The sequence below is a fragment of the Nocardia sp. NBC_00881 genome, from assembly GCF_045207455.1.
Taxonomy (GTDB): domain Bacteria; phylum Actinomycetota; class Actinomycetes; order Mycobacteriales; family Mycobacteriaceae; genus Nocardia.
Genome location: NZ_CP108798.1, coordinates 5,568,188 through 5,589,554 on the forward strand (window position 1 = coordinate 5,568,188; position 21,367 = coordinate 5,589,554).

The window sequence follows — 21,367 nt, forward strand, 5'->3', positions numbered from 1 at the left end:
GAAGCCGAGAACATAAACGTTGGGTATCTGTTCTTTCGCATGTAAGCGGTGGCGCCGCATGGCTGGTCGCAGCTTCCTCGGGCGGGCCAAGCACGCTCACCCGAGTCGCACGCCGCAGCCGAGCATCGTGGCGCGCAAGAGCAGCGCCGCTTCGGGGCCCACGACGCCGTCGACCAGGTCCAGGTACCGACCGCAGAATTCGGGGCCGTGTGGGGCCACCTCGGCGGGGGCGGACTCGAGGTGATGCGCCAGTTCGTGCAGAACCACCAGCTCGCGCAGGGCCCAGGCGGTACCGCCGGTATGCAGCGGCACCGCGAGGACCGCGTCGCCCGCCTGGTAATGGGCGGCGGCCGTTCCAGCACGTGAACGGACGCGGACCGAAACGGCGGCACGAGCCCATTGGGCTCGAACCCAATTGAGAGCGAGCACCTTGTCGGCATAACGCTGCACCGACTCGACGGAGGCGAATCGTCGCTCGATCGGCAGTGTGAGCTGGGAGCCATAGAGCTCGACAGTGCGGACGCCGTGCTCATCCGCACGGTCGAACACCCCGCGCACCAGCTGTTCGGCGTCGTACACCTTGGCGCGCTGGGTGTCGCGCACGGTCACCGGCACTGCCGTGTGCATGTCGCGACCGACCTCGGACGAGTCGCCTCTCGTGAGCCGACGACGAACACCAGAGGTGCACGCGCGGCCGACCGTGCGGTCGTCATCGTGGAGTACTCGCAGCGCGGCTCGGGATCGTCGCCCGTGACGAACTGCCGCCAGCCGTGCTGTCGCCGTAATGCACGGTACTCACGCGGATCCGCCGGGCGTGTCGGGCGAAGCCAATTGCCCACGCGCAGCGGGAAGTTCGGGCGACGTGCCGATCCGTGCGGCCATTCCCGCGCGGTCACCCGCCCGTCGTGCCGCGGCGGAATGTCCGGCAGAGGCCTGCGGCCCGCGCCAGGTGCCGCGCGCCTGCGAAGTCCGCGAGTAGAAGTCCGCGAGCTGGATTTCCTTGTCGCGCAACGCCAGCGCGGTACCGGTCGCCGTGCTGCCCTCGGGCAACGCCTCCGCTTCCACCTCTGCCTTCACCGCGGCCAACCGCTGACCGATGCGCGCAGCGAACGCCATCTGGAAGTTCAGCCGCGCCGTCACGCCTGCGAGCGGAGCCTGCACCCGGCGCCGAACCTGCCGCCCCCACCGCTTCTCCACGACAACCTTCTCCACGGTTGCCGACCGGTAGGCCCCCGACTTGATGTACCGGTCGGACGCCCGCACCATCTGCACCAGCAGACTCGTGTACAGCGCCTCGCAGGTATCGATGTCCGAATCGAAGCCGTAGGCGAAGACCTGCGTCGAGGTCCTGGCGACATCGCAGCGCACGTCGTTGGCCGATGCGATCGCGACGAACAACTGGACATAGGTGCGCAACCCGCGTTTGCCCGGCTCGCCGATCGGGATGATCCGCTGCACCGGCGTCGGCCTGCGCTCGCGTCCCGCGATGTGCGCCCGCGCCACCGCGAGGTCGATGGAGGACCTGGTGGCCAACCGCTGGGCCGCCGCGAGGAACGCTTCGGCCTCGTGTTCGTTGTCGGTGGATTCGGCCTTACGCAGCAGTCCACCGATGCGGGTGAGCATCCGATCAGGGACCGCGTTCGGCGAAGTCATCACACGCAAGCCTAGCGAGGACTTCCCGCCGCAATACCGCATGTCATATCAACACCATGTATCTTGCCTTGTGCACCGGCAGGGTGTGCTGCCGCTCACGAATGATCCTGGAGTGTCCGCGATGGCTGTGAAAAAGGTGTCGACCCTACGTTCGGCGCTCGTACCGCGTGCCGCGGTGGCGGCCGCGTCGGTCGCGCTGCTGGCCACGACGTTCACCAGCGCCTGCTCCAGCGACAACGGCGGCAGCCCGACCAGCCAGAACCTCACCGGCCGCGGCCCGATCACCTATGTCGAGGGTAAGGACACCTCCGAGACAGGTGCGGTCAAGCAACTGGTCGAGCGGTGGAACGCCGCGCACCCGGACGAGCAGGTGACGTTCAAGGAGCAGTCGAACGACGCCTCGCAGCAGTACGACGACCTGGTCGAGCACATGCGCTCCAAGCAGTCCAACTACGACGTGGTCGCCCTCGACGTTCCGTGGACCGCCGAGTTCGCCGCCAAGGGCTGGATCCAGCCGCTGAAGGACTCCTTCACGATCGATACCTCCACGCTGCTCTCCCCGCCGGTCGCCAGCGCCACCTACAACAACACCCTCTACGCCGCCCCGCGCAACACGAACGGCGGCCTGCTGTTCTACCGCAAGGATCTGGTGCCCAACCCGCCCAAGACCTGGAACGAGATGCTCGCGCAGTGCGCCATCGCGCGCGAGCAGAGTATCGGCTGCTACGCGGGCCAGTTCGCGCCCTACGAGGGCCTGACCGTGAACGCGGCGGAGGTGATCAACGCCTACGGCGGAAGCTTCGTCGGCGCTGACGGCAAGACACCCACGGTGAACAGCCCGCAATCGCGCGCCGGACTGAACGTCCTGGTCGACGCGTACAAGAACGGCGACATCCCGAAGGAAGCCATCACCTTCAAGGAGCCGGAGTCCAGCAACGCCTTCGCGCAGGGCAAGCTGATGTTCATGCGTTCGTGGCCGTCTACCTTCGGTGATGTGGGCGGCGAGGCGTCCGCGGTGAAGGACAAGTTCGCGGTCGCGCCGCTCCCCGGCGAGAACGGCGTCGGCGCCTCCACCCTCGGCGGCTACAACGCGGCGATCAGCGCCTACTCCAAGAACAAGGCCACCGCCCTCGACTTCCTGCGATTCTTGATCAGCGAGGACGCCCAGCACATCGTCGCCTCCGGCGCGCTGCCGTCGGTGCGCGCGTCGATGTACGACGACCCTGCTCTGATCGCGAAGATGCCGTACCTGCCCGCGCTCAAGGACTCCATCACCGGCGCGGTGCCGCGCCCGGTGACCCCGTTCTATCCCGCGGTGTCGAAGGCCATCCAGGACAACGCCTATGCTGCGTTGAACGGAACCAAGTCCGTGGACGACGCGATCACCGGTATGCAGAAGGGCATCGAGACCGCCGGATCGTAAGCGGTGAGCGCAACGGACCCGACAAACCCGCAGGAGAGAAACGGTGTCGGATCCCTCCGGAGCCGCGACGAGCGTGCCGAAAGACGAATCCCTTCCGATCAGGCCGGGCTTCGGCGCGACGGTGGCCCTCGAGCTGCGACGCTCCGGCAAGGCCTGGCTGTTCGTCACGCCCGTACTACTCGCACTCGCGGTCGTCATCGGGTATCCCGTGTTCCGGGCGCTGTGGATGTCCTTTCAGAAGGACCCCGGGCTCGATCCGGCGACCGGCATGTTCGTCGAGGGCGGTAGCGCCGGAATTTCGAACTACACGCACTGGCTGCTGCAGCAGTGCCAGGTCGTCGGCGACGAGATGGTGTCCTGCCCGACCGGCAACCTCGGCTCGCAGTTCTGGCTTGCCGTCGGAATCACGCTTTTCTTCACGGTCGTGACCGTGACGCTCGAGGCGACGCTCGGCCTCGGCATGGCCACGGTGATGGGCAAGACCTTCCGCGGCAGGGCGCTGCTGCGCGCGGCGGTGCTGATTCCGTGGGCGATCCCGACTGCCGTCACGGCGCGGTTATGGGAGTTCATGTTCCAATACGACGGCGTGGTGAACCGGGTCCTCGGCACGCACATCCTGTGGACCTCCGACGCCTGGCCCGCGCGGTTCGCGGTGATCGCGGCCGACGTGTGGAAGACCACCCCGTTCATGGCGCTGCTTCTGCTCGCGGGTCTGCAGGTGATCCCAGCCGACGTATACGAGGCCGCGCGGGTCGACGGCGCTTCGGCCTGGCAGCGGTTCACTCAGATCACGCTGCCGCTGCTGAAGCCCGCGCTGCTGGTCGCGGTGCTGTTCCGCACCATGGACGCGCTGCGCATGTTCGACCTGCCCGCGATCATGACGCTGGGCAACCCATCCACCCGCACGGTGTCGATTCTGGTGGTCGAGCAGGTGCGGCAGGGCCCGAACAGCGCGGCCGCGCTGTCGACGATCACCTTTCTTTTGATCTTCGCGGTGGCGTTCGTGCTGGTGAAGATTTTGGGCGCCAATGCGGTTCGGACCCAGGAAGAGCAGCGGAGGGCAGGATGAGACATCATCGCGCAGCACTCATCTTGCCCGACCGGGTGCGGGTGTCCCGCATGACACCGGAGGGCAGGATGAGACATCATCGCGCAGCACTCATCCTGCCCAACCGGGTGTCGCGCATGGCACGGAAGGCGCGCTGATGTCTTTGCAGACGACGGAAAAGCCCGCCACGCCCGCGGTTGCGTGGACCAAGCGGATCGGCACGGTCCGGCTGTACCTCGGCGCTCTGATCGTGCTCGTCTGGGGTCTCGCGCCGTTCTATTGGATGGCGGTCACCGCGTTCCGCGACCCCGAATACACCTTCGACAACACCCCCTGGCCTACGCATATCACCTTGGAAAACTTCCGCAACGCGTTCGACACCAGCCGCGGCAACGACTTCGGCAAGGCACTGGTGAACAGTGTGCTCATCGGCGCTGTCACCACGGTGATCGCGCTGGTGCTCGGTGTGTTCGCCGCGTACGCGCTGGCGCGGCTCACCTTCCACGGCAAGTACCTCGTGTCGGGGCTGATTCTCAGCGCGTCGATGTTCCCCGTCGTCGTGCTGGTGACGCCACTGTTCCAGCTGTTCACCAGCCTCGGCTGGATCGGCGAATACCAGGCGATGATCATCCCGAACATCTCCTTCGTGCTGCCGATGACGGTCTACATCCTCGCGTCCTTCTTCGCCGAACTGCCGTGGGAGCTCGAGGAGGCGGCGCGGATCGATGGCGCCACCAAGATGCAGGCGTTCCGTCTGGTCATGCTGCCGCTGGCCGCGCCGGCCGTTTTCACCACCGCGATCCTTGCGTTCATCGCGGCAGTCAACGAATATCTTTTGGCCCGCCTGCTTTCCAGCGACAAGACCGAACCCGTCACCGTCGCGATCGCCCGCTTCTCCGGCAACAACCCGCTGGTGCAGCCGTACGCCGCGATCATGGCGGCGGGCACCTTGGTCACGATCCCGCTGGTCATCATGGTCCTACTGTTCCAGCGCCGAATCATCTCGGGCCTCACCGCAGGCGGCGTGAAGAGCTGAGCGCACTCGGCGGACACCTGCCGCCAGACGAATTCCGCACTGCCCGAGACAAACGGTGCCGACCGATCACGACGACGTGATCCACGAGCACCCGCTCCGTCCAAGTTTGCGTCACGCTGGCCCGCCTCTCGAGACAAAATCGCCAGCGGCGGAAAGACTGCGGTCGCCGCCCTGACGACCCGCCCGGTCACTGCGCTACAAGCCCACCTGCACGAGAGGGCCACCAGCCCACCGACCGACCGACCGACCGACCACAAAACATACCGCCCGTTTTCACCCCGTCAACCCCCCGAAAGTGCGAATCTTACGAGCACTATTCGCGGCCCGGCTCGCGTCCGAGCGGGTGAAGCGCATGCGACGCGGTCGCGAGTCTCGCCCGCTCGGACGCGAGCCGAGAGGGGGCCGCGAACACGCGGCGCCGCGGGCGCTGCAAAATAGACACAGCTCGTTTCCGATCGTGTGTGCAGGTGTTGTCCGACGCTCCGGGAGGAGATGATCGTGAGCTCGTTCCGCAAACCGCGAGAGCATAGGCGCGGCTCCAAGGGCACTCCCCCGACCGCATCATATGCCTCGATCGCGGGCTGGAGCGAACGGCCGAACGCGACAAACCGGAACACCCGAGCGATACGCGAGCAGAAGGCGACTCGCCCGAAGTCGCGACCTCCCGCCGCACGACCGGCACCGGATCCGAATCGGCGGCCGCCCAGCAGAGGTGAACGCTTCCGTCGGCTGCTTCTGGCCTTGTTCATCCTTTTCGGCGTGGTGCCCGCGCTGATGTCGGTGCTCGTGTACTGGAGCGCGGAGATACCCGATCCAGCCGCGATGCAGACGAATCAGGCCGCCACCATCCTGGCCGCCGACGGCAGCACCGTGATCGCGAAGGTCGTTCCGCCCGAAGGTAATCGCACCCCGGTCCCGCTGTCGGACGTGCCCCGGCCGGTGCGCGACGCGGTGCTCTCCGCCGAGGATCGCAACTTCTACACCAATCCCGGCTACTCGTCCTCCGGCTTCCTGCGCGCAGTCCGCGACAATGTGCTCGGGCGCGATGACGCGGGCGGCGGCTCCACGATCACCCAGCAATACGTGAAGAACGCCTTCCTCGGCTCCGAACGCACGGTCACGCGCAAGATGCGCGAGCTGGTCATCGCGGCGAAGATGGCGCGGCAGTGGAGCAAGGACGACATCCTCGCCGCCTACCTCAACACCATCTACTATGGCCGCGCCTCTTACGGGATCGCCGCGGCGGCACGGGCCTACTTCGACAAGCCGGTGAACCAGCTGACCCTCGCCGAGGGCGCCGTGATCGCGGCGCTGATCAGGACACCGTCGATTCTGGATCCGGAAACCCATCTCGCGGACCTGAAGGCGCGCTGGGCATACGTACTCGATGGAATGGTCGAGATGGGTGTGCTCACACGGGGCGATCGCGACGCGGTGGTGTTCCCGTCGATCATCTCGATCGGGGAGATTCCCGACGACAGCGTCGCCCGCGGTCCGGAGGGGCTGATCCGCAACCAAGTGCTGCGCGAGCTGCGCGCCTCCGGTATCAGCGAGCGGGAGCTGAATACCGGGGCACTACAGATCACCACCACTATCGACGCCAGGACCCAGCAGGCGGTGCTCGGCGCGGTGCACGACCGGCTGGCCTCGCAGCCGCCTCAGCTCCGCGCCTCGGTGGTGTCGGTCGACCCGCGCTCCGGCGCGGTGCGCGCGTACTTCGGTGGCGACGACGGCATCGGTTACGACTTCGCCCAGGCACCGCTGCAGACCGGGTCCGCGTTCAAGATCTTCGCGGTGATCGCCGCGCAGCAGCAGAGCATTCCGCTGACCCGTGTGCTGGACAGCTCCCCGCTGACCGACCACGGCGTCAGGATCACCAACGTGGACGGCGAGTCGTGCGGCAAGTGCACCATGTCCGAGGCGCTGAAGCGCTCGCTGAACACCAGTTTCTATCGGCTGACCATGTCGATGTCCGACGGGCCGCAGTCGATCGCCGACGCGGCGCACGCGGCGGGCATCCCCGAGCGGATCCCCGGTGTCGCGGGCAAGACCCTGGCCGAGGACGGCGGAAAGCCGCTGAACGGCATCGTTCTCGGCCAGTACGTGGTACGTCCCATCGACATGGCTTCGGCCTACGCCACGGTCGGCGCGTCGGGCGTCTACCACCAGCCGTACTTCGTGCAGCGGGTGGTGACCGCCGACGGCCGGGTCCTGCTGGATCGCGGCGCGCCCGACCAACAGGTCGGCAAGCAGATGCCGTCGGGACAGCAACGCATCCCGCGCGCGATCGCGGAGAACACCATCCAGGCGATGACCCCGATCGCCGCCTACTCCAACGGGCACGCGCTGGCGGCCGACCGCCCCTCGGCCGCCAAGACCGGAACCACGCAGCTCGGCGAGAGCGACCTGAACAAGGACGCGTGGATGATCGGCTTTACCCCCTCGCTGTCCACCGCGGTGTGGATCGGCACCGAGCAGTCGGAGCCGATTCGCACCGCACGCGGCGGCGACATCTACGGCTCCGGCCTGCCCGCCGACATCTGGAAGCAGGTGATGGACGACGCGCTGGAGGGCACCCCGATCGAGCAGTTCCCTGGCACGCCGAGCCCGGCGCAGCCACTTCAGAGCAAGCCCTCCGGCGGCGCCTACGACATCCTGAATCCGCCGCAGACGTCAGCGCGCGAACCCGTCGTCACCGTCCCGCCGACCACCGAGGCGCCGAAGGAAGTCGAGATTTTCCCCGGCCTGAGCATCCCCGTGCCGGGATAGCGATGATGCTGTGACCTTCCGTGGCCCGGGGGAACGCATGACATGGCAGCATCGTTTGCCAGAGTGAGAGCGAACAGCGAGTGCGTCGGAAACAAGCCGACGCCGATACCGCGGGAACGATGCGGGAGGATATGCGCTCGAGCGACGACGGAAGACTAGACATAGGGGCTACGCCGGTGGATTTCAATGTCGTTGACCAACCCGAGACGCTGGTGGCGGGAACAGTGCTTCGCAGCCCCGCGCTCGCGGTCGAGGGGCCGCGACGCGCGAAAGTCGAAGAGGCTTGGAAGCGCAATCTGGATCGCGAGCTGCCCGGACCGCCGACCACGGCGTACGTCGACCATGCGCCGGAGATCAATTCGTACCTGACCCATATCGTCGGCTACCGCTGCCACAGCCTTGCCGATTTGCTGCCCGGTGACGTGCTCGCCCGAGTGCCCGGCGGCCGGTTCGCCCGATTCATCGCCAGCGGCGACAACTTGGGCGACACCATCGTGAGCATCTGGCGGGCGGTCTGGGACGCCGAGGCCGCCGGCCGACTTGTGCGTGCCTATACCGGCGACTGGGAGCATTATCCCGACGCCCGCACGGTGGAAGTCTTCGTGGCACTGGCAGACGATCAGATCGACGGGTAGGAACGGACTGTGGATTTCGAGATCGTCACTTTGGACCAGAGCATGGTCGCGGGACTCACCATTCCGCTCGCCGGCCGCGAGGTGACCGCGCGCGACCTCGACCTGGTGAACTTCACCTGGGATCGGTACCTGGCGCGGGAAAAGAACGTTCAGAGGGTGGCCGCCTATATCGACCAGAACGACCATGCCGTCGCCGTGCTCGGCTACGAGGTCTCGGCCATGACCGACATGGACGCGGGTGACGTGCTCACCATCATCCCGCAGGGCCGCTATGCGCGGTTCGTCGTCTCGGACAAGCCCTACGACTTGCTGCGCACCGCATGGGCCCAGGTCGCGAAGGCGGAGAACGCGGGAACCATCACCCGTTCACACACCGCCGAGATCGAGCGCTACACCGGGCCGGCCTCGGTAGAGGTATACGTCTCGCTGGACTGACGCAATGCGTATTCTCACCGCGCTCACAGCACTCGGCGACGACCCTTACGCTCCGGGCTCGGACGTGATGAAGTTGTCCGGCCACGACGACCTGTACCGCCTGCGGGTCGGCAGGTACCGGGTCGCCTACCGGGTGGACAACGGCGTGCTGGTGATCCTCGTGGTGAAGGTCGGCTGGCGCAAGGACATCGGGGCCATAGCTCCTCGGCAAGTCGGCCGAAGGCATTTCGCCTCCGGCCGACGCCTCGTGAGATAGTCCGGTGAATTAGTCCGCGCCGATGATGAACGCCTCGAGCTGTGTCCGGGCGATGTCATCGGCCAGCTGCTTGGGCGGGGACTTCATCAGGTAGGCCGAGGCCGGGATGACGGGTCCGCCGATACCGCGGTCTTTGGCGATCTTCGCCGCGCGGACCGCGTCGATGATGATGCCCGCCGAGTTCGGCGAATCCCACACCTCGAGCTTGTACTCCAGATTCAGCGGTACGTCACCGAAGGCGCGGCCTTCCAGGCGGACGTAGGCCCACTTGCGGTCGTCCAGCCAGCCGACGTGGTCGGATGGGCCGATGTGCACGTCGTTCGCGCCGAGTTCCTTCTTCAGGTTGCTCGTGACGGCCTGGGTCTTGGAGATCTTCTTCGACTCCAGGCGCTCGCGCTCGAGCATGTTCTTGAAGTCCATGTTGCCGCCGACATTGAGCTGCATGGTGCGATCGAGCTGCACGCCGCGGTCTTCGAACAGCTTGGCCATCACGCGGTGGGTGATGGTCGCGCCGACCTGGCTCTTGATGTCGTCGCCGACGATCGGGACGCCGGCCTTGGTGAACTTCTCCGCCCACACCGGGTCGGAGGCGATGAACACCGGCAGCGCGTTGACGAAGGCGACGCCCGCATCGATGGCGCACTGCGCGTAGAACTTGTCGGCCTCCTCCGAACCCACCGGCAGATAGGACACCAGCACGTCGACGTCGTTGTCCTTCAGGACCTTGACCACGTCGACCGGTTCGGCCTCGGACAGCTCGATGGTCTCCGCGTAGTACTTGCCGATGCCGTCCAGGGTGGGGCCACGCTGCACAACGACGTCGCTCGGCGGCACGTCGGAGATCTTGATCGTGTTGTTCTCGCTGGCGAAGATCGCCTCGGCCAGATCGAAGCCGACCTTCTTCGCATCCACGTCGAACGCGGCCACGAACGTGACGTCGCGGACGTGGTACGGCCCGAACCGCACGTGCATCAGACCGGGAACCGTCGCGGACTCATCCGCGTCCTTGTAGTACTGCACGCCCTGGACCAGCGAAGAGGCGCAGTTGCCCACACCTACGATGGCGACGCGAACTTCTGTGGCGTTGTCAGCCTTATTGACGTCACTCATGGCCGATATTTCCCTCTTTCTGTGGTGCCGCCTTCGTCGATTGCTCCGCCGCAATCAACTCGTTGAGCCAGCGCACTTCGCGCTCGCTTGATTCGAGTCCGAGTTGATGGAGCTGCCGGGTATAGCGATCCAAGGACCCGCTGGCCTTCTTGATCGCCTCCCGAAGCCCCTCTCGGCGCTCCTCGACCTGACGTCGCCTGCCCTCCAGAATTCGCATCCGCGCTTCCGCGGGGGTGCGACTGAAGAAGGCGAGGTGAACGCCGAAGCCGTCGTCGGTGTAGTTCTGCGGTCCGGTGTCGGCGAGCAGCTCGCTGAACCGCTCCCGGCCGGTCGGAGTCAGTTGGTAAACGCGGCGCGCACGGCGTGTCGTCGCGCCCGCCGGCATCTCCTCGGCGATCAGCCCGTCCGCCTGCATGCGGCGCAGCGTCGGGTAGAGCGACCCGTAGGAGAAGGCCCGAAACGCGCCGAGCAGGCCCGTCAGCCGCTTGCGCAGCTCGTAACCGTGCATGGGCGATTCGAGGAGCAGCCCGAGAATTGCCAGTTCGAGCACCGAGCTTCACCCCCTGACTATGTACAGACCTAACCGATGGATGCGACTTTCCACTATATCGGAGCGATACATCTGTGCTGTGTCTGATTGGCAGCGCCTGCGGCGCTGCGTGTTCGCGATGCTCGGCCTCGCTGCACTCGGAAGCGGGGTTGGGCGGATGTGTTGCGTTGAGGTGGCAGCTCGCGGGTGGTCACCTATGTGCGGACTTCGCGAGGGGGTCAGCGGGAGGGTGGGGAGACCTGAAGCGGCTCGCCCGTGAAGGTGGCCGTCATGTACCCGAACGCGCCGCCCTTGTTCTGCACATAGATCTTCAGCACCGGACCGAGGTCGACCGAGCCATGCGACTCGAAGTCCACAATGATGTGCGCGACGGTGCCCCCCGGGGACTGCAGCGTCTGCGGCGCTCCGGCCAGCAGCCGGGCGATGGCAGGCACGTCGAGTGCGCCGAGATCGAAGGTGCGGGTGTCGGACTTACGACGCGACGTGGTCGAGGTGCTGAAAGCGCCGTTGTAGTAATAGTCGCCGGTCTCGGCCGCATTGCGCTTCGCCTGCCGGTCGACGATCACGTACTTCGGATACAGCGTGACCTCGTCGGCGATCAGGTCACCGAACTCGCCGTGGTATTCGTCGAGGAAATAGGCCAGGCCCGCACCGGTGGTCAGCGGAGGGAACTTCTCCGACGGGCCGGACAGATCGGTGCCGCAGTGGCTGATCGCTCCGACGATCGCACCGGCCACCGCGGCCGCGACGATAATCGAGGCCGCCGCCAGCCAGCGCCGAGGGCGGCGCCGGTCGACCCGGACCACCGGGGCGTCCACGAGCTCGTCCGGGATCTGCAGATCGCCGATCAGCCCGTCGAGCTCACCGAAGGACTTGGCGCGCATGGCCGTAGTGGTGCGCTCGGCGTACTCGTCCGGGGTGAGCTGTCCATCTGCCACCGCGGCGTCGAGCAGCCCGCATACATCGGCGCGGTCGGTGTCACGGGCCCGGATGCCACCGTATCGGGTTGTTGCCATTCTCTTATCCCTCGAACGCCCAGACGCGGCGCACCTCGCCGGCGAGGGTCATTATGAAATGACCCGACTCCTTGACGGAGTTGCTCACGTAGACCTCGACGACGGGCTGCCCCTTGCCGATGCCGAATTGGGCATAGAACGCCACATCGTTCACGCTGACCTCGAGATGCGAAACAACGCCGTCGGGCACCCGGACGGCCGCGGCCGCGTCGGCGAGAGCACGGCCGATCGCCTCGACATTCAACCCGCCCAGATCCACCGTCGGAGTGTCGGTCTTGCGCGTGGCGATCTCGCTCGACTGCTGGAATCCACCGCGGTAGTCGTAGCCGACCTTCCGGTTCGGCTGGCCGGGCACCGCGCGTGTAACCGTCCCGAAGTCGGGGAACAGCCGGAGCTCGTCGACCTGGAGATCGCCGAATTTCGCCTGATAGTTACGGAGAAACGTGGTGATCCCCTCGGCGGTGACCAGGTTCGGCGTCGCGATCACCAACGGCTGAACCGAGCGCAGGTCCACTGCGGCCTCCGTGCGTGCCACCGACCGTGGCTCGTCCCTCTCACGTGCAACCGCAAGGAATCCCGCCGCGGCGGCCGAGACGGCGGCCACGGTGACCGCGGCGAGGTACCAGCGGCGGCGGTGCGAGCGCGGTGGCCTCGGCGCGGATGTGGCGGTCGCGGGCCGTTGCAGGTCGGCGACCAGGTCGGCCAGGTCCCCCAGCGTGCGGGCCTCGCCAGCGAGTTCGGTGAGCGGGTCGTACTCTTCCTCGGACAGCTGGCCCTCGGCGCGGGCGAGGTCGATCAGCTCGCGGGTAGTGGCGCGATCGGCATCGCGCGCCCTCGTGTGACGAGGATAACTTCCGGCAGATCTGGCGCGGCGCAACGCTTTTCGCGTGATCGACGGCCGATCGGCGCCGAGTTCCCGCGCAAGGGCCGGCGTCTGCAGATCGGCGGTGAGCCCCTGCAGTTCGCCGATCGTCTTCGCGGCGGCGGCCTGCGCCGTTCGATCGTGGTACTCGTCGGCGCCGAGCTGTCCCTCGGCATAGGCGGCATCCAGTAGACCGGACGCGTTGGCGCGGTCGAGATCACGCGCTCGAATGCGCCCTGCTGCGGTGGACACAGACGAATCTTAGTCGACTGGGCGCCCGATGCCCGTTCGAGCGCGCATCTAAACCAACCAATCTGCACAGCCCGGGGCGGGGCGATTGCAACACCGCTACTCTGGTTCTCGTGCGAATTCAGCGGCAAGTGGTCGACTACGCCCTTCGGCGCCGGTCGTTGCTGGCTGACGTCTATGCGGGCCGTGTCGATGTCGCCGAGGTGTGTGATGCCAACCCCTACCTGCTGCGGGCGGCGAAATTCCACGGTCGGGGGAGCGAGGTCACATGCCCCATCTGCCGGAAAGAACAGCTGACCCTCGTATCCTGGGTCTACGGTGACGGCCTGGGATCGGTGGCTGGATCGGCTCGCACGCCCGAGGAGCTCATGCGCCTCGCCGAGACTCGCGAGGAGTTCTCGGTGCATGTCGTCGAGGTATGCCGGTCCTGCAGCTGGAATCATCTGGTGCAGTCCTACGTGCTCGGCACCACGCCGGCACCGTCGCGCCGCCGCCCGGGGACGCGAGCCAACCGGCGCACTGCCGCCGAATGAAGTACCTGGTCATCAGCCCGTCGGGTGACTCGCGGAGCCAGTACGCGTCCGCTGCGGTGCGTACGTCCGCTAGCCACCTCGACCGTTACGAGTTATGGAGATCTTGTCAGTGAATTCGCCCTACGAGACTTCCCCCCACGGCGATGAACCGCACGGCGGCCGTACTCAACGGAGTTCACATCCAGGTCCCAACCCATACCAGAACCCTCGCCCCGGGCCCCCGCCCGGCGCCCGGCCGGGCCCGCCGCCCGGTCCGCGCCCCGGCGGACCGGTCCCGGGCGATCCGCGCGGGCCGCAACCGCCGCGTCGTCCCGGTCCTCCGCAGCAGGGCCGTCCGCCGCAGCCGAATCGCGGCGCACCCCCCGGCCGCCAGGAAACCCAGAAGATCCAACGCCCCGGTTCGCTGACCGAGGCGGTGGCCGACCGAAGCCGGCGCGGCCCAGTTACCGGGCCGAGTCCCACCACCGGCCCGCGGCCCGGCGTGGACCGTACGGCCCGTCGCGTCCCGGGCAACGGCACCACCGGCGAACGCAGGCAGTCCGCGGGCGGCCCGCCGTCCGGCCCGCCTCCGCGCCGGGGTGGTGGTAGCGGCGACGGCTCCGACGGGCCGGGCAGGCGTCGGCCCGCGGCGAAGAAGAAGTCGCCGTGGCGCATCGTCCGCCGCACCCTCTACGTCTTTCTCGCGCTGGCCATCCTGGTGCCCAGCGGCATCTTCCTGGCCGCGTACACGACGGTGTCGGTGCCCAAGCCCGGTGACTTGAAGACAAATCAGGTCGCGAACATCCTCGCCACCGACGGCACCACCGTGATCAGCAAAGTCGTTCCGCCGGAAGGCAACCGGACCGACGTCACGATCGACCAGATCCCGCCACATGTGCGCAACGCGGTGATCGCGGCCGAGGACCGGGACTTCTACACCAATCCCGGCTTCTCGATCTCCGGGTTCGCGCGCGCCGCCAGGGACAACGTCCTGGGCAGAGAGAGCGCCGGCGGTGGCTCCACGATCACCCAGCAGTACGTGAAGAACGCGCTGGTCGGTGACGAGCGCTCGCTCTCCCGCAAGATGCATGAGCTGGTCATCTCGGCCAAGATGGCGCGGCAATGGAGCAAGGACGAGATCCTCGCCGCCTACCTGAACACCATCTACTTCGGCCGAGGCGCGTACGGCATCGATGCCGCCGCCAAGGCCTACTTCGGCAAACCGGTACAGGAGCTGACCGTCGCCGAGGGCGCGGTACTCGCCGCCACCATCCAGCAGCCGTCCGGTCTGGATCCGGAGAAGAATCCGGAGGGCGCGAAGACTCGCTGGAACTACGTGCTCGACGGCATGGTCTCCGGCGGCAACTTGTCCGCGCCGGAGCGGCAGGGCCAGCAGTTCCCGCAGGTCGTCCCAGTCACCTCGACCAAGGACAAGGGCTTGGACAGCGGCCCGGAGGGCCTGATCAAGACGCAGGTGCTCAGGGAGCTGGCGGCCGCCGGCATCAGCGAGCAGCAGATGAACACCGCTGGTCTCGAGATCACCACCACGATCGACCCGAAGGCCCAACAGGCGGCCGTCGACGCGGCGACCAAGAAGATGGAGGGCGAGCCGGACCAGCTGCGCACCGCCGTCGTCTCGGTGGATCCACGCAGCGGCGCGGTGCGCGCGTATTACGGCGGCAACGACGGTCAGGGCTACGACTTCGCCAACGCGGGTCTGCAGCCCGGTTCCTCGTTCAAGGTCTTCGGCCTTGCCGAGAACCTGGAGCTCGGCATTCCGCTCTCGCAGATGTACGACAGCTCACCGATCACCGTGAACGGCATCAAGATCACCAACGTCGAGGGTGAGCAATGCGGCATGTGCACGATCGCCGAGGCGCTGAAGCGGTCGCTGAACACCAGCTTCTACCGTATGCAGATCGACATGCAGAACGGCCCGCGGAAGATCGCCGACATGGCGCACAAGCTGGGCATACCGGATACCATCCCGGGCGTGGGCAAGACGCTCACCGAGCCGGACGGCTCCGGCCCGAACAACGGCATCGTGCTCGGCCAATACCAATCGCGCGTGCTCGATATGGCCTCCGCCTACGCGACACTGGCGGCCTCCGGCGTCTACCACGCGCCGCACTTCGTGACCAAGGTGGTGACCGCCGACGGTCAGGTCTTGCTCGACCGCGGTGAGGTGGCGGGCGAGCAGCGTGTCTCGGCAGCGGTGGCCGATAATGTCACCGCCGCGATGAAGCCGATCGCGGCCTGGTCGCGCAACCACAACCTGGCGGGCGGCCGCGAATCGGCCGCCAAGACCGGTACCGCCCAGCTCGGCGACACCGGCGAGAACAAAGACGCCTGGATGGTCGGTTACACCCCATCGCTGTCGACCGCGGTGTGGGTGGGCAGCATCGACAACTCGCCGCTGCGCAACTACAGCGGCGGCATGATCTATGGCTCGGGCCTGCCTTCGGACATCTGGAAGGCCACGATGGACGGTGCCCTACAGGGCACCACCAACGAGACGTTCCCGAAGCCCGCGCCGATCAAGGGCCAGGCCGGTGTCCCGGAGTGGACGGCACCCTACACTCCGCCGTCCGCCGCCGATTCGCCGTTCCTGCCCCCGATCGTGGTCGCACCGACCCAGGTGGAGATCTTCCCCGGGGTCATGGTCCCGGTCCCCGGCATCCAACCCGCCCCACAACAGCAGCGCCCGCAACAGCGTGACGAGGGCCCCGGACCACTCCCCGGTCAGCCGGTCGCACCGACGGACGGCTCCGCGCCGACCGTCACCGGCGCACCCAGGCCAGGCAATACACCCAACTCAGGTCAGGAGGGAACTGCGCCCACTCGCGGCAGGTAGTCCGACCTGGCCTGCCTTCGCATGGATGAGCGGGGACGACGCGCTCCCAACCACGAGCCGCGCTCCAGGTAGCCTCGGGTGCCGTGACCGATCAGGAACTGGTGGACCAGCGGATGAACGGGAGCGTGCCGCAGACGAGTAGGGCGTCTTCCGACGGTCCGTACTATGTCGCCCCTGGACCGCTCGCGCCGGATCTGCGGTCGGCGGACGCGCGCGATCGGCCGAGCCGCAACGATTCGCTGACCGCCCAGCTGTCCACGGTTATCGGGGGGCCGGTCGGTGATCACGCCCTGATCGGGCGGGTGCGGTTCTGGACGCCGATGCGGGTGCTGATGGCGTTCGCGGTGGTGTTCCTCGCGCTCGGCTGGTTCGGCAAGGCCGGCTGCATCCAGCAGACCACCGGCACGGACGGCGGCCTGACACTCGACTGGAGCGACGGCCGCCAGTACGTGGCCATGTGCTATTCGGACACCGTCCCGCTCTACGGTGCGGAACGGCTGAACGAAGGCGCCTTCCCATACAAGAAGCAGTGGACCGAGTCGGCTCCGGACGGTGGCCTGGAAACGCGGTACATGGAATACCCGGTGCTCTCGGGCCTGTACCAGTATCTCTCCATGCGGATCGCCAAGAGCTGGGACGCTTCGCCGTTGCCTGGCGCGTTGCAGGTGGTCGTCTACTTCAACGTCGTCGCGTTCGGCCTCGCGATGGCTTGGCTTGTTACCGTCGGGGCGACCGCTCTGCTGGCCGGGCGGCGGATCTGGGACGCGGCCCTGGTCGCCTGCTCGCCCTTGGTGATCGTGCACGCGTTCACCAACTTCGACGCCCTCGCAACAGCTTTCGCCGCGACCGGTCTGCTCGCCTGGGCCCGGCGTAGGCCTGTGCTCGCTGGAATGCTGCTCGGTCTCGGCGGTGCCGCCAAACTGTATCCGCTACTGCTACTCGGACCGATCCTGGTGCTGTGCCTGCGCGCCGATCCGATGCAGCGCACGCCGCGCACCCACCTCGGCCTGCGCATCCGCGATATCGACTGTTGGTCCACCGCCATGGCGTGGGTGCGGGAGACCCCGTACCGCGTCCAGTTCCTCAGCGCCCGCCCGCTCGGCGCCGCGATCGTCACGGTCGTCGCGGCGCTGACCACCTGGGTGGCGGTGAACCTGCCGATCGCGGCGCTGTACCCGAGCGGTTGGCGAGAGTTCTTCCGGCTCAATACCACCCGGCACGCCGATCCGGACTCGATCTACAACGTGATCGCGTCGTTCACCGACTGGCCCGGCTTCGACGGTGCGCTCGACTCCGCGCAGCAGCCCGTCATCCTGAACGCTGTCTCGTTGCTGGTGTTCGTCGTGGCGTGCGGGCTGATCGGCTACATCGGCCTCACCGCGCCGCAGCGGCCGCGCCTCGCGCAACTGTGCTTCCTGGTGGTCGCGGCGTTCCTGCTGACGAACAAGGTGTGGAGCCCACAGTATTCGCTGTGGCTGGTGCCACTGGCTGTGCTCGCGCTGCCACACCGGCGCGTCCTGCTGGCCTGGATGACCATCGACGCGCTGGTCTGGGTGCCGCGCATGTTCTACTACCTCGGCCTGGACCGCAAAGGCCTGCCCGAGCAGTGGTTCACCGGCACCGTGGCGCTGCGTGACCTCGCGGTGGTCGCCTTGTGCGCTGTGATCGTCCGCCAGATCTATCGTCCGGCGGAAGATCTGGTGCGGCGTGACTACCTCGACGACCCGGTCGGCGGCATCGTCGACCGCATGCCCGATCCCCTGCTGCCCTGGCTGCCCGAGCCGCTGCGGCCGCACGTGGCGCTCACGCGCGGCTGAGCGCTCACCGGGTGCGCATGAAACGCGCCTGCCGTTCCGGCTCCTGCGGCAACATGTCCAGATCCAGCTGCCACGCGCTGCCGGTCCATGGATCGAACAACGGGGCGCCGCCGACGGTGGGCAGGTGCCTGCAGGACTGCGAGAGCATCGCCACCGTCGTGTCGGTCGAGTCGGATTCGTTGGTCCCGACGATCACCGTCGACAATCCGATCAGGTCACCACGCGCGATCAGGGCACCGATCCGCTGTGCGTCCGAGGTCTGGTACCCGTGCGGAAAATCCGCAGCCAGCAGCACACGATGCTCGCTGGGCGGGGTGAAAACGCCGCTGCTGTAGGCCAATTCGGCGAGTTCGGCAGCGTCGACCAATGCCTGCAACCGCGCTGAGATGTCGCTGTGATCGGTGATCGGTGGTCCGTTCAACACCGGCGCGAGCAGGCTGGTGAACCCGCCGAACGCGTCGGTGAGATCGATGATGTCGACCAGCGCCCGTCGCTCCGGCGCCGCGGCGAGCAGCCGCGCGAGCAACGCGCCGACCACCGGCGCGACCGCGCGGGTCGACTCGGTATCAATCCACAGCGGACGATTCAGCGGTACCGGAACGCAATACGGAATCCGCAGCGGCCCGCGGTCGAGCGCGTAGAGCTCACCGAGCCGAAGGCCGTCGCTCGGTGCGACCGGCTTGTCCCAGGCGGGTGCGTCCCAGGACGCCAGCGACGGTGGGAGCACCTGGTCGGCGTCGGCAAGCTCGCGCATCAGCTGCTCGGTGTCGCGCTGGTGGTTGTGCTCGGCGGTGGCGATCAGCTCGTCACTGCGTTGCTGCGCGGCGCGACGGGCTTCCTCGGCCGCCGGGGTGTTCCTGGTCGCCGGGTCGGAAACAGCAAGCGACAGTTCGTGATCCAGCCGCTTGGCCGCATACTCCCGCGCGGAGACCAACGCGGCAGCCGATCGCGCGGCGTCCTCGAAGACCATCCACAGCCGTTCCAGTCCATGTCCGACTTCCAGCGGCGCACCAGCTGCGGTCCGCGCGTCGCCCGCCATGGAGTCGGTCATCGTGTGCGCCCCCGGACCGGGCTGCGCAGGCCGGCTCTGCGGCGACTCGCCGTCGACATCGACACCGTGTGCCGTGAGCAACACGGCGAGACCGCCCGCGTAACCCTGACCGACGGCACGCAGCTTCCAGTCGGCGCCGCGCCGGTACACCTCGAGGCAGATCAGCGCCGTTTCTCCCGCCGACGGTGTGACCGCGAATTCGGCTGCCACGGTGCCGTTCTCGAACAGCGTCGCGGTCACCGGCCCGAGCCCTTCCGCCCGCGCAGGCGCGGCAGGGTCGGCGCTGACCACCAGCAGCACTGCCTTGGCGTCGGCACGCACCTCGGCGAGGGTGACCGTAACCTCGGCGGCGGCCAGGGCGACCCCCGCCGTGACGGGCTGGTTGTAGAAGACGAAATCGCCGCTGGAGAACACCTTCAGGTTCTCCGCGACCACCAGCGCGGAAACATCGAGGGCAGCCTCGGCTTTCGCACTGAATCGGACGACATCACCGGTCAATGGAATGTTCTGACCGGCCTTCAGTTGAATCACGTTGTCTGCCTTGCTGCTCGCGCCGCTCCCGGTCAACCGTTCACAAGGAACCGGCCGAGCTGCGGCATCGCCTCACCGGGATGCTTGGCCTGGAAGCCCTCGCCGAGCGCCTGCAGTTTCCAGTCGTTGCCCACCCGGAACAGCTTGGCCATCGCCATCCCGGTGAACGGCATGCCGCCCGCCATCGTGTACCTGGCCAGTTCACCGTTGTTGACGCCGTCGACCAAACGGCAGAACGCATTTTGCACTTGTTCGAAGGTGTGACCCTTGTAGGAGGTCACGATGAACACCAGCGTGGTCACGTGCGCCGGGATGCGGGTCAGGTCGACGAGGATCACCTCGTCGTCGCCCTCGCCCTCACCGGTCAGGTTGTCGCCCTGGTGGCGGATCGAGCCGTCCTTGGAGGTCAGCTGGCCATAGTAGGCGACGTCCACCGGGTTCATGTCGGCGAACAGGATGACTGCCGCGTCGAGGTCGATGTCGACCGTGCGGTTGCCGAACATACCGCGGCTGCGCACCGGGTCCCAGCCGAGGCCCATCTTGACGAAGGTCAGTGCGTTGCCCTCCTTGCGGAGGGTGACCCGCTGGCCCTTGACCAGGCTGACCGGGCGGTCCTTGCTCAAACTGACCTCAGCCGGTGGCTGCTGCGGCACGGGCTGATTCGGAGGCGGGTAACCGGCACCCGGGCCCGGCGGCGGGTAGCCAGGACCGCCCTGCGGCGGGTGACCGGGGCCGGGCGGCGGCGGGTACGCACCGGGCGGCGCGTACTGGGGAGTCTGCTGCTGCGGCGGGTAGGCCGGAGTAGTCGGCGGCGGGTAGTTCGGTGGCTGCTGCGGAGGTGGCGGCGGCGGCGTGGCCTGCACGGGCTGCGAGGCCTGGGCGGGCGAGTCGTCGACGGACACGCCGTGGTCGGTGACAAGGGCGGCGAAGCCACCCGCGTAGCCCTGCCCGACCGCACGCACTTTCCATGCGCCCTGGCGCCGGTACAGCTCGAGCGCGATCACGATCGACTCGGAGTTCAGCCCGTCGATGTGGTACTCGTACAACCGATTACCAGCCGAGTCCGACACGATCGCGGTCGGTGCGGGGAAACGACCGAAGTTGCTGTTCGCATCGTCCAACGTGATCACCGCGCGGATCTGATCGATTTCGGCCGGCACCGCGTTCAACGACACCGCAAGCGACGCGGGCTGTCCGGCGGGCGCGGGCTGCAGGTTCACGCCAGGGCCGGTCGGTTGGTTGAAGAAGACGAAGTCCGCGTCGGTACGGACCTTGCCGCTCTCGGTGACCAGTAGTGCGGAAAGATCCGCGGGCGCCGTGAGCTGGATGGAGATCACCACGTCGTTCATGGCCAGCGGACCGTTCTGACCCTTGGCGAGTATTGCGGACAAGTTCGACCCTTCGCTTGTCGGTGCGTTCGCCTGACACTCTACGAGAAACACGCTTCCCGCCGCTCGTAGGTAACGGTCGCGATAGTCGGATACCCGCGAAATGATCGGTTAGTGTGACGGCACGCAGGTGCAGTACGGCAATCACATCCCCGTGTTCGGCGATCGAGAC

General features: G+C 67.2%; 18 protein-coding genes. 10 read left to right on the forward strand and 8 right to left on the reverse strand.

Annotated elements, in window-relative coordinates; genetic code table 11:
* Positions 1-96 precede the first annotated feature (96 nt).
* Together OH799_RS23780 and OH799_RS23785 are read right to left on the reverse strand one after the other, a co-directional pair.
* Positions 97-627, reverse strand: a complete 531-nt coding sequence (locus OH799_RS23780; protein WP_406268087.1) for a TIGR04338 family metallohydrolase — start codon at positions 625-627, stop codon at positions 97-99.
* 168 nt (positions 628-795) lie between these two features.
* On the reverse strand, positions 796-1,653 hold the full coding sequence (locus OH799_RS23785; RefSeq protein WP_406268090.1) for a DUF2786 domain-containing protein: 858 nt from the start codon (positions 1,651-1,653) through the stop codon (positions 796-798).
* A 121-nt stretch (positions 1,654-1,774) separates the two neighbouring features.
* Here OH799_RS23785 and OH799_RS23790 point away from each other — a divergent pair, with 121 nt between their 5' ends.
* From OH799_RS23790 to OH799_RS23820, 7 genes are all read left to right on the forward strand, one after another.
* The gene (locus OH799_RS23790) at positions 1,775-3,076 is read left to right on the forward strand and encodes an ABC transporter substrate-binding protein (protein WP_406268092.1); all 1,302 of its coding nucleotides are present in this window, start codon (positions 1,775-1,777) and stop codon (positions 3,074-3,076) included.
* 97 nt (positions 3,077-3,173) lie between these two features.
* Positions 3,174-4,145 carry a carbohydrate ABC transporter permease gene (locus OH799_RS23795; RefSeq protein WP_406282443.1) on the forward strand — a complete coding sequence of 324 codons (972 nt, stop codon included), beginning with the start codon at positions 3,174-3,176 and terminating at the stop codon, positions 4,143-4,145.
* A gap of 136 nt (positions 4,146-4,281) precedes the next feature.
* Positions 4,282-5,160: a carbohydrate ABC transporter permease gene (locus OH799_RS23800; RefSeq protein WP_406268095.1), complete on the forward strand. Its 879-nt coding sequence runs from the start codon at positions 4,282-4,284 to the stop codon at positions 5,158-5,160.
* A gap of 492 nt (positions 5,161-5,652) precedes the next feature.
* Entirely contained in the window at positions 5,653-7,929 is a 2,277-nt protein-coding gene (locus tag OH799_RS23805; protein WP_406268098.1) for a transglycosylase domain-containing protein, read from the forward strand.
* Positions 7,930-8,105: 176 nt separating this feature from the next.
* The gene (locus OH799_RS23810) at positions 8,106-8,564 is read left to right on the forward strand and encodes a GyrI-like domain-containing protein (RefSeq protein ID WP_406268101.1); all 459 of its coding nucleotides are present in this window, start codon (positions 8,106-8,108) and stop codon (positions 8,562-8,564) included.
* A gap of 9 nt (positions 8,565-8,573) precedes the next feature.
* Positions 8,574-8,999: a GyrI-like domain-containing protein gene (locus OH799_RS23815; protein ID WP_406268104.1), complete on the forward strand. Its 426-nt coding sequence runs from the start codon at positions 8,574-8,576 to the stop codon at positions 8,997-8,999.
* 4 nt (positions 9,000-9,003) lie between these two features.
* Positions 9,004-9,255 carry a type II toxin-antitoxin system RelE/ParE family toxin gene (locus tag OH799_RS23820; protein ID WP_406268107.1) on the forward strand — a complete coding sequence of 84 codons (252 nt, stop codon included), beginning with the start codon at positions 9,004-9,006 and terminating at the stop codon, positions 9,253-9,255.
* A gap of 9 nt (positions 9,256-9,264) precedes the next feature.
* Here OH799_RS23820 and OH799_RS23825 read toward each other — a convergent pair whose 3' ends face one another.
* The 4 genes from OH799_RS23825 to OH799_RS23840 all read right to left on the reverse strand — a co-directional run bounded on the left by OH799_RS23825 (position 9,265) and on the right by OH799_RS23840 (position 13,045).
* On the reverse strand, positions 9,265-10,365 hold the full coding sequence (locus OH799_RS23825) for an inositol-3-phosphate synthase (RefSeq protein WP_357258955.1): 1,101 nt from the start codon (positions 10,363-10,365) through the stop codon (positions 9,265-9,267).
* Positions 10,358-10,915: a PadR family transcriptional regulator gene (locus OH799_RS23830; protein ID WP_357258953.1), complete on the reverse strand. Its 558-nt coding sequence runs from the start codon at positions 10,913-10,915 to the stop codon at positions 10,358-10,360. Before OH799_RS23830 ends, OH799_RS23825 begins: the two co-directional genes overlap by 8 nt.
* 218 nt (positions 10,916-11,133) lie before the next feature.
* Entirely contained in the window at positions 11,134-11,931 is a 798-nt protein-coding gene (locus OH799_RS23835; RefSeq protein ID WP_406268111.1) for a DUF1707 domain-containing protein, read from the reverse strand.
* 4 nt (positions 11,932-11,935) lie between these two features.
* The gene (locus OH799_RS23840; RefSeq protein WP_406268114.1) at positions 11,936-13,045 is read right to left on the reverse strand and encodes a DUF1707 domain-containing protein; all 1,110 of its coding nucleotides are present in this window, start codon (positions 13,043-13,045) and stop codon (positions 11,936-11,938) included.
* Positions 13,046-13,155: 110 nt separating this feature from the next.
* Here OH799_RS23840 and OH799_RS23845 point away from each other — a divergent pair, with 110 nt between their 5' ends.
* From OH799_RS23845 to OH799_RS23855, 3 genes are all read left to right on the forward strand, one after another.
* Positions 13,156-13,575, forward strand: coding sequence for a DUF5318 domain-containing protein (locus OH799_RS23845; RefSeq protein WP_357258945.1), 420 nt, complete (start codon positions 13,156-13,158; stop codon positions 13,573-13,575).
* Positions 13,576-13,990: 415 nt separating this feature from the next.
* Positions 13,991-16,408, forward strand: coding sequence for a transglycosylase domain-containing protein (locus OH799_RS23850; protein WP_406268117.1), 2,418 nt, complete (start codon positions 13,991-13,993; stop codon positions 16,406-16,408).
* A 113-nt stretch (positions 16,409-16,521) separates the two neighbouring features.
* Positions 16,522-18,225, forward strand: a complete 1,704-nt coding sequence (locus OH799_RS23855; protein WP_406282446.1) for a glycosyltransferase family 87 protein — start codon at positions 16,522-16,524, stop codon at positions 18,223-18,225.
* Between the two features lie 4 nt (positions 18,226-18,229).
* On the opposite strand, the gene OH799_RS23860 is transcribed toward OH799_RS23855, so the two are convergent.
* Together OH799_RS23860 and OH799_RS23865 are read right to left on the reverse strand one after the other, a co-directional pair.
* Positions 18,230-19,807 (reverse strand): TerD family protein, encoded by a 1,578-nt coding sequence (locus tag OH799_RS23860; RefSeq protein WP_406268120.1) that lies wholly within the window; start codon positions 19,805-19,807, stop codon positions 18,230-18,232.
* A gap of 32 nt (positions 19,808-19,839) precedes the next feature.
* Complete coding sequence (locus OH799_RS23865) at positions 19,840-21,198, reverse strand: TerD family protein (RefSeq protein ID WP_406268123.1); 1,359 nt, start codon at positions 21,196-21,198, stop codon at positions 19,840-19,842.
* Positions 21,199-21,367 lie beyond the last annotated feature (169 nt).

Bases quoted from the DNA above. Each gene is read 5' to 3' on its own strand.
- OH799_RS23855 (WP_406282446.1), top strand. From the start codon at position 16,522: ATGAACGGGAGCGTGCCGCAGACGAGTAGGGCGTCTTCCGACGGTCCG.
- OH799_RS23820 (WP_406268107.1), top strand. From the start codon at position 9,004: ATGCGTATTCTCACCGCGCTCACAGCACTCGGCGACGACCCTTACGCT.
- OH799_RS23790 (WP_406268092.1), top strand. From the start codon at position 1,775: ATGGCTGTGAAAAAGGTGTCGACCCTACGTTCGGCGCTCGTACCGCGT.
- OH799_RS23800 (WP_406268095.1), top strand. From the start codon at position 4,282: ATGTCTTTGCAGACGACGGAAAAGCCCGCCACGCCCGCGGTTGCGTGG.
- OH799_RS23835 (WP_406268111.1), bottom strand. From the start codon at position 11,931: ATGGCAACAACCCGATACGGTGGCATCCGGGCCCGTGACACCGACCGC.
- OH799_RS23825 (WP_357258955.1), bottom strand. From the start codon at position 10,365: ATGAGTGACGTCAATAAGGCTGACAACGCCACAGAAGTTCGCGTCGCC.
- OH799_RS23785 (WP_406268090.1), bottom strand. From the start codon at position 1,653: ATGACTTCGCCGAACGCGGTCCCTGATCGGATGCTCACCCGCATCGGT.
- OH799_RS23805 (WP_406268098.1), top strand. From the start codon at position 5,653: ATGATCGTGAGCTCGTTCCGCAAACCGCGAGAGCATAGGCGCGGCTCC.
- OH799_RS23780 (WP_406268087.1), bottom strand. From the start codon at position 627: ATGCACACGGCAGTGCCGGTGACCGTGCGCGACACCCAGCGCGCCAAG.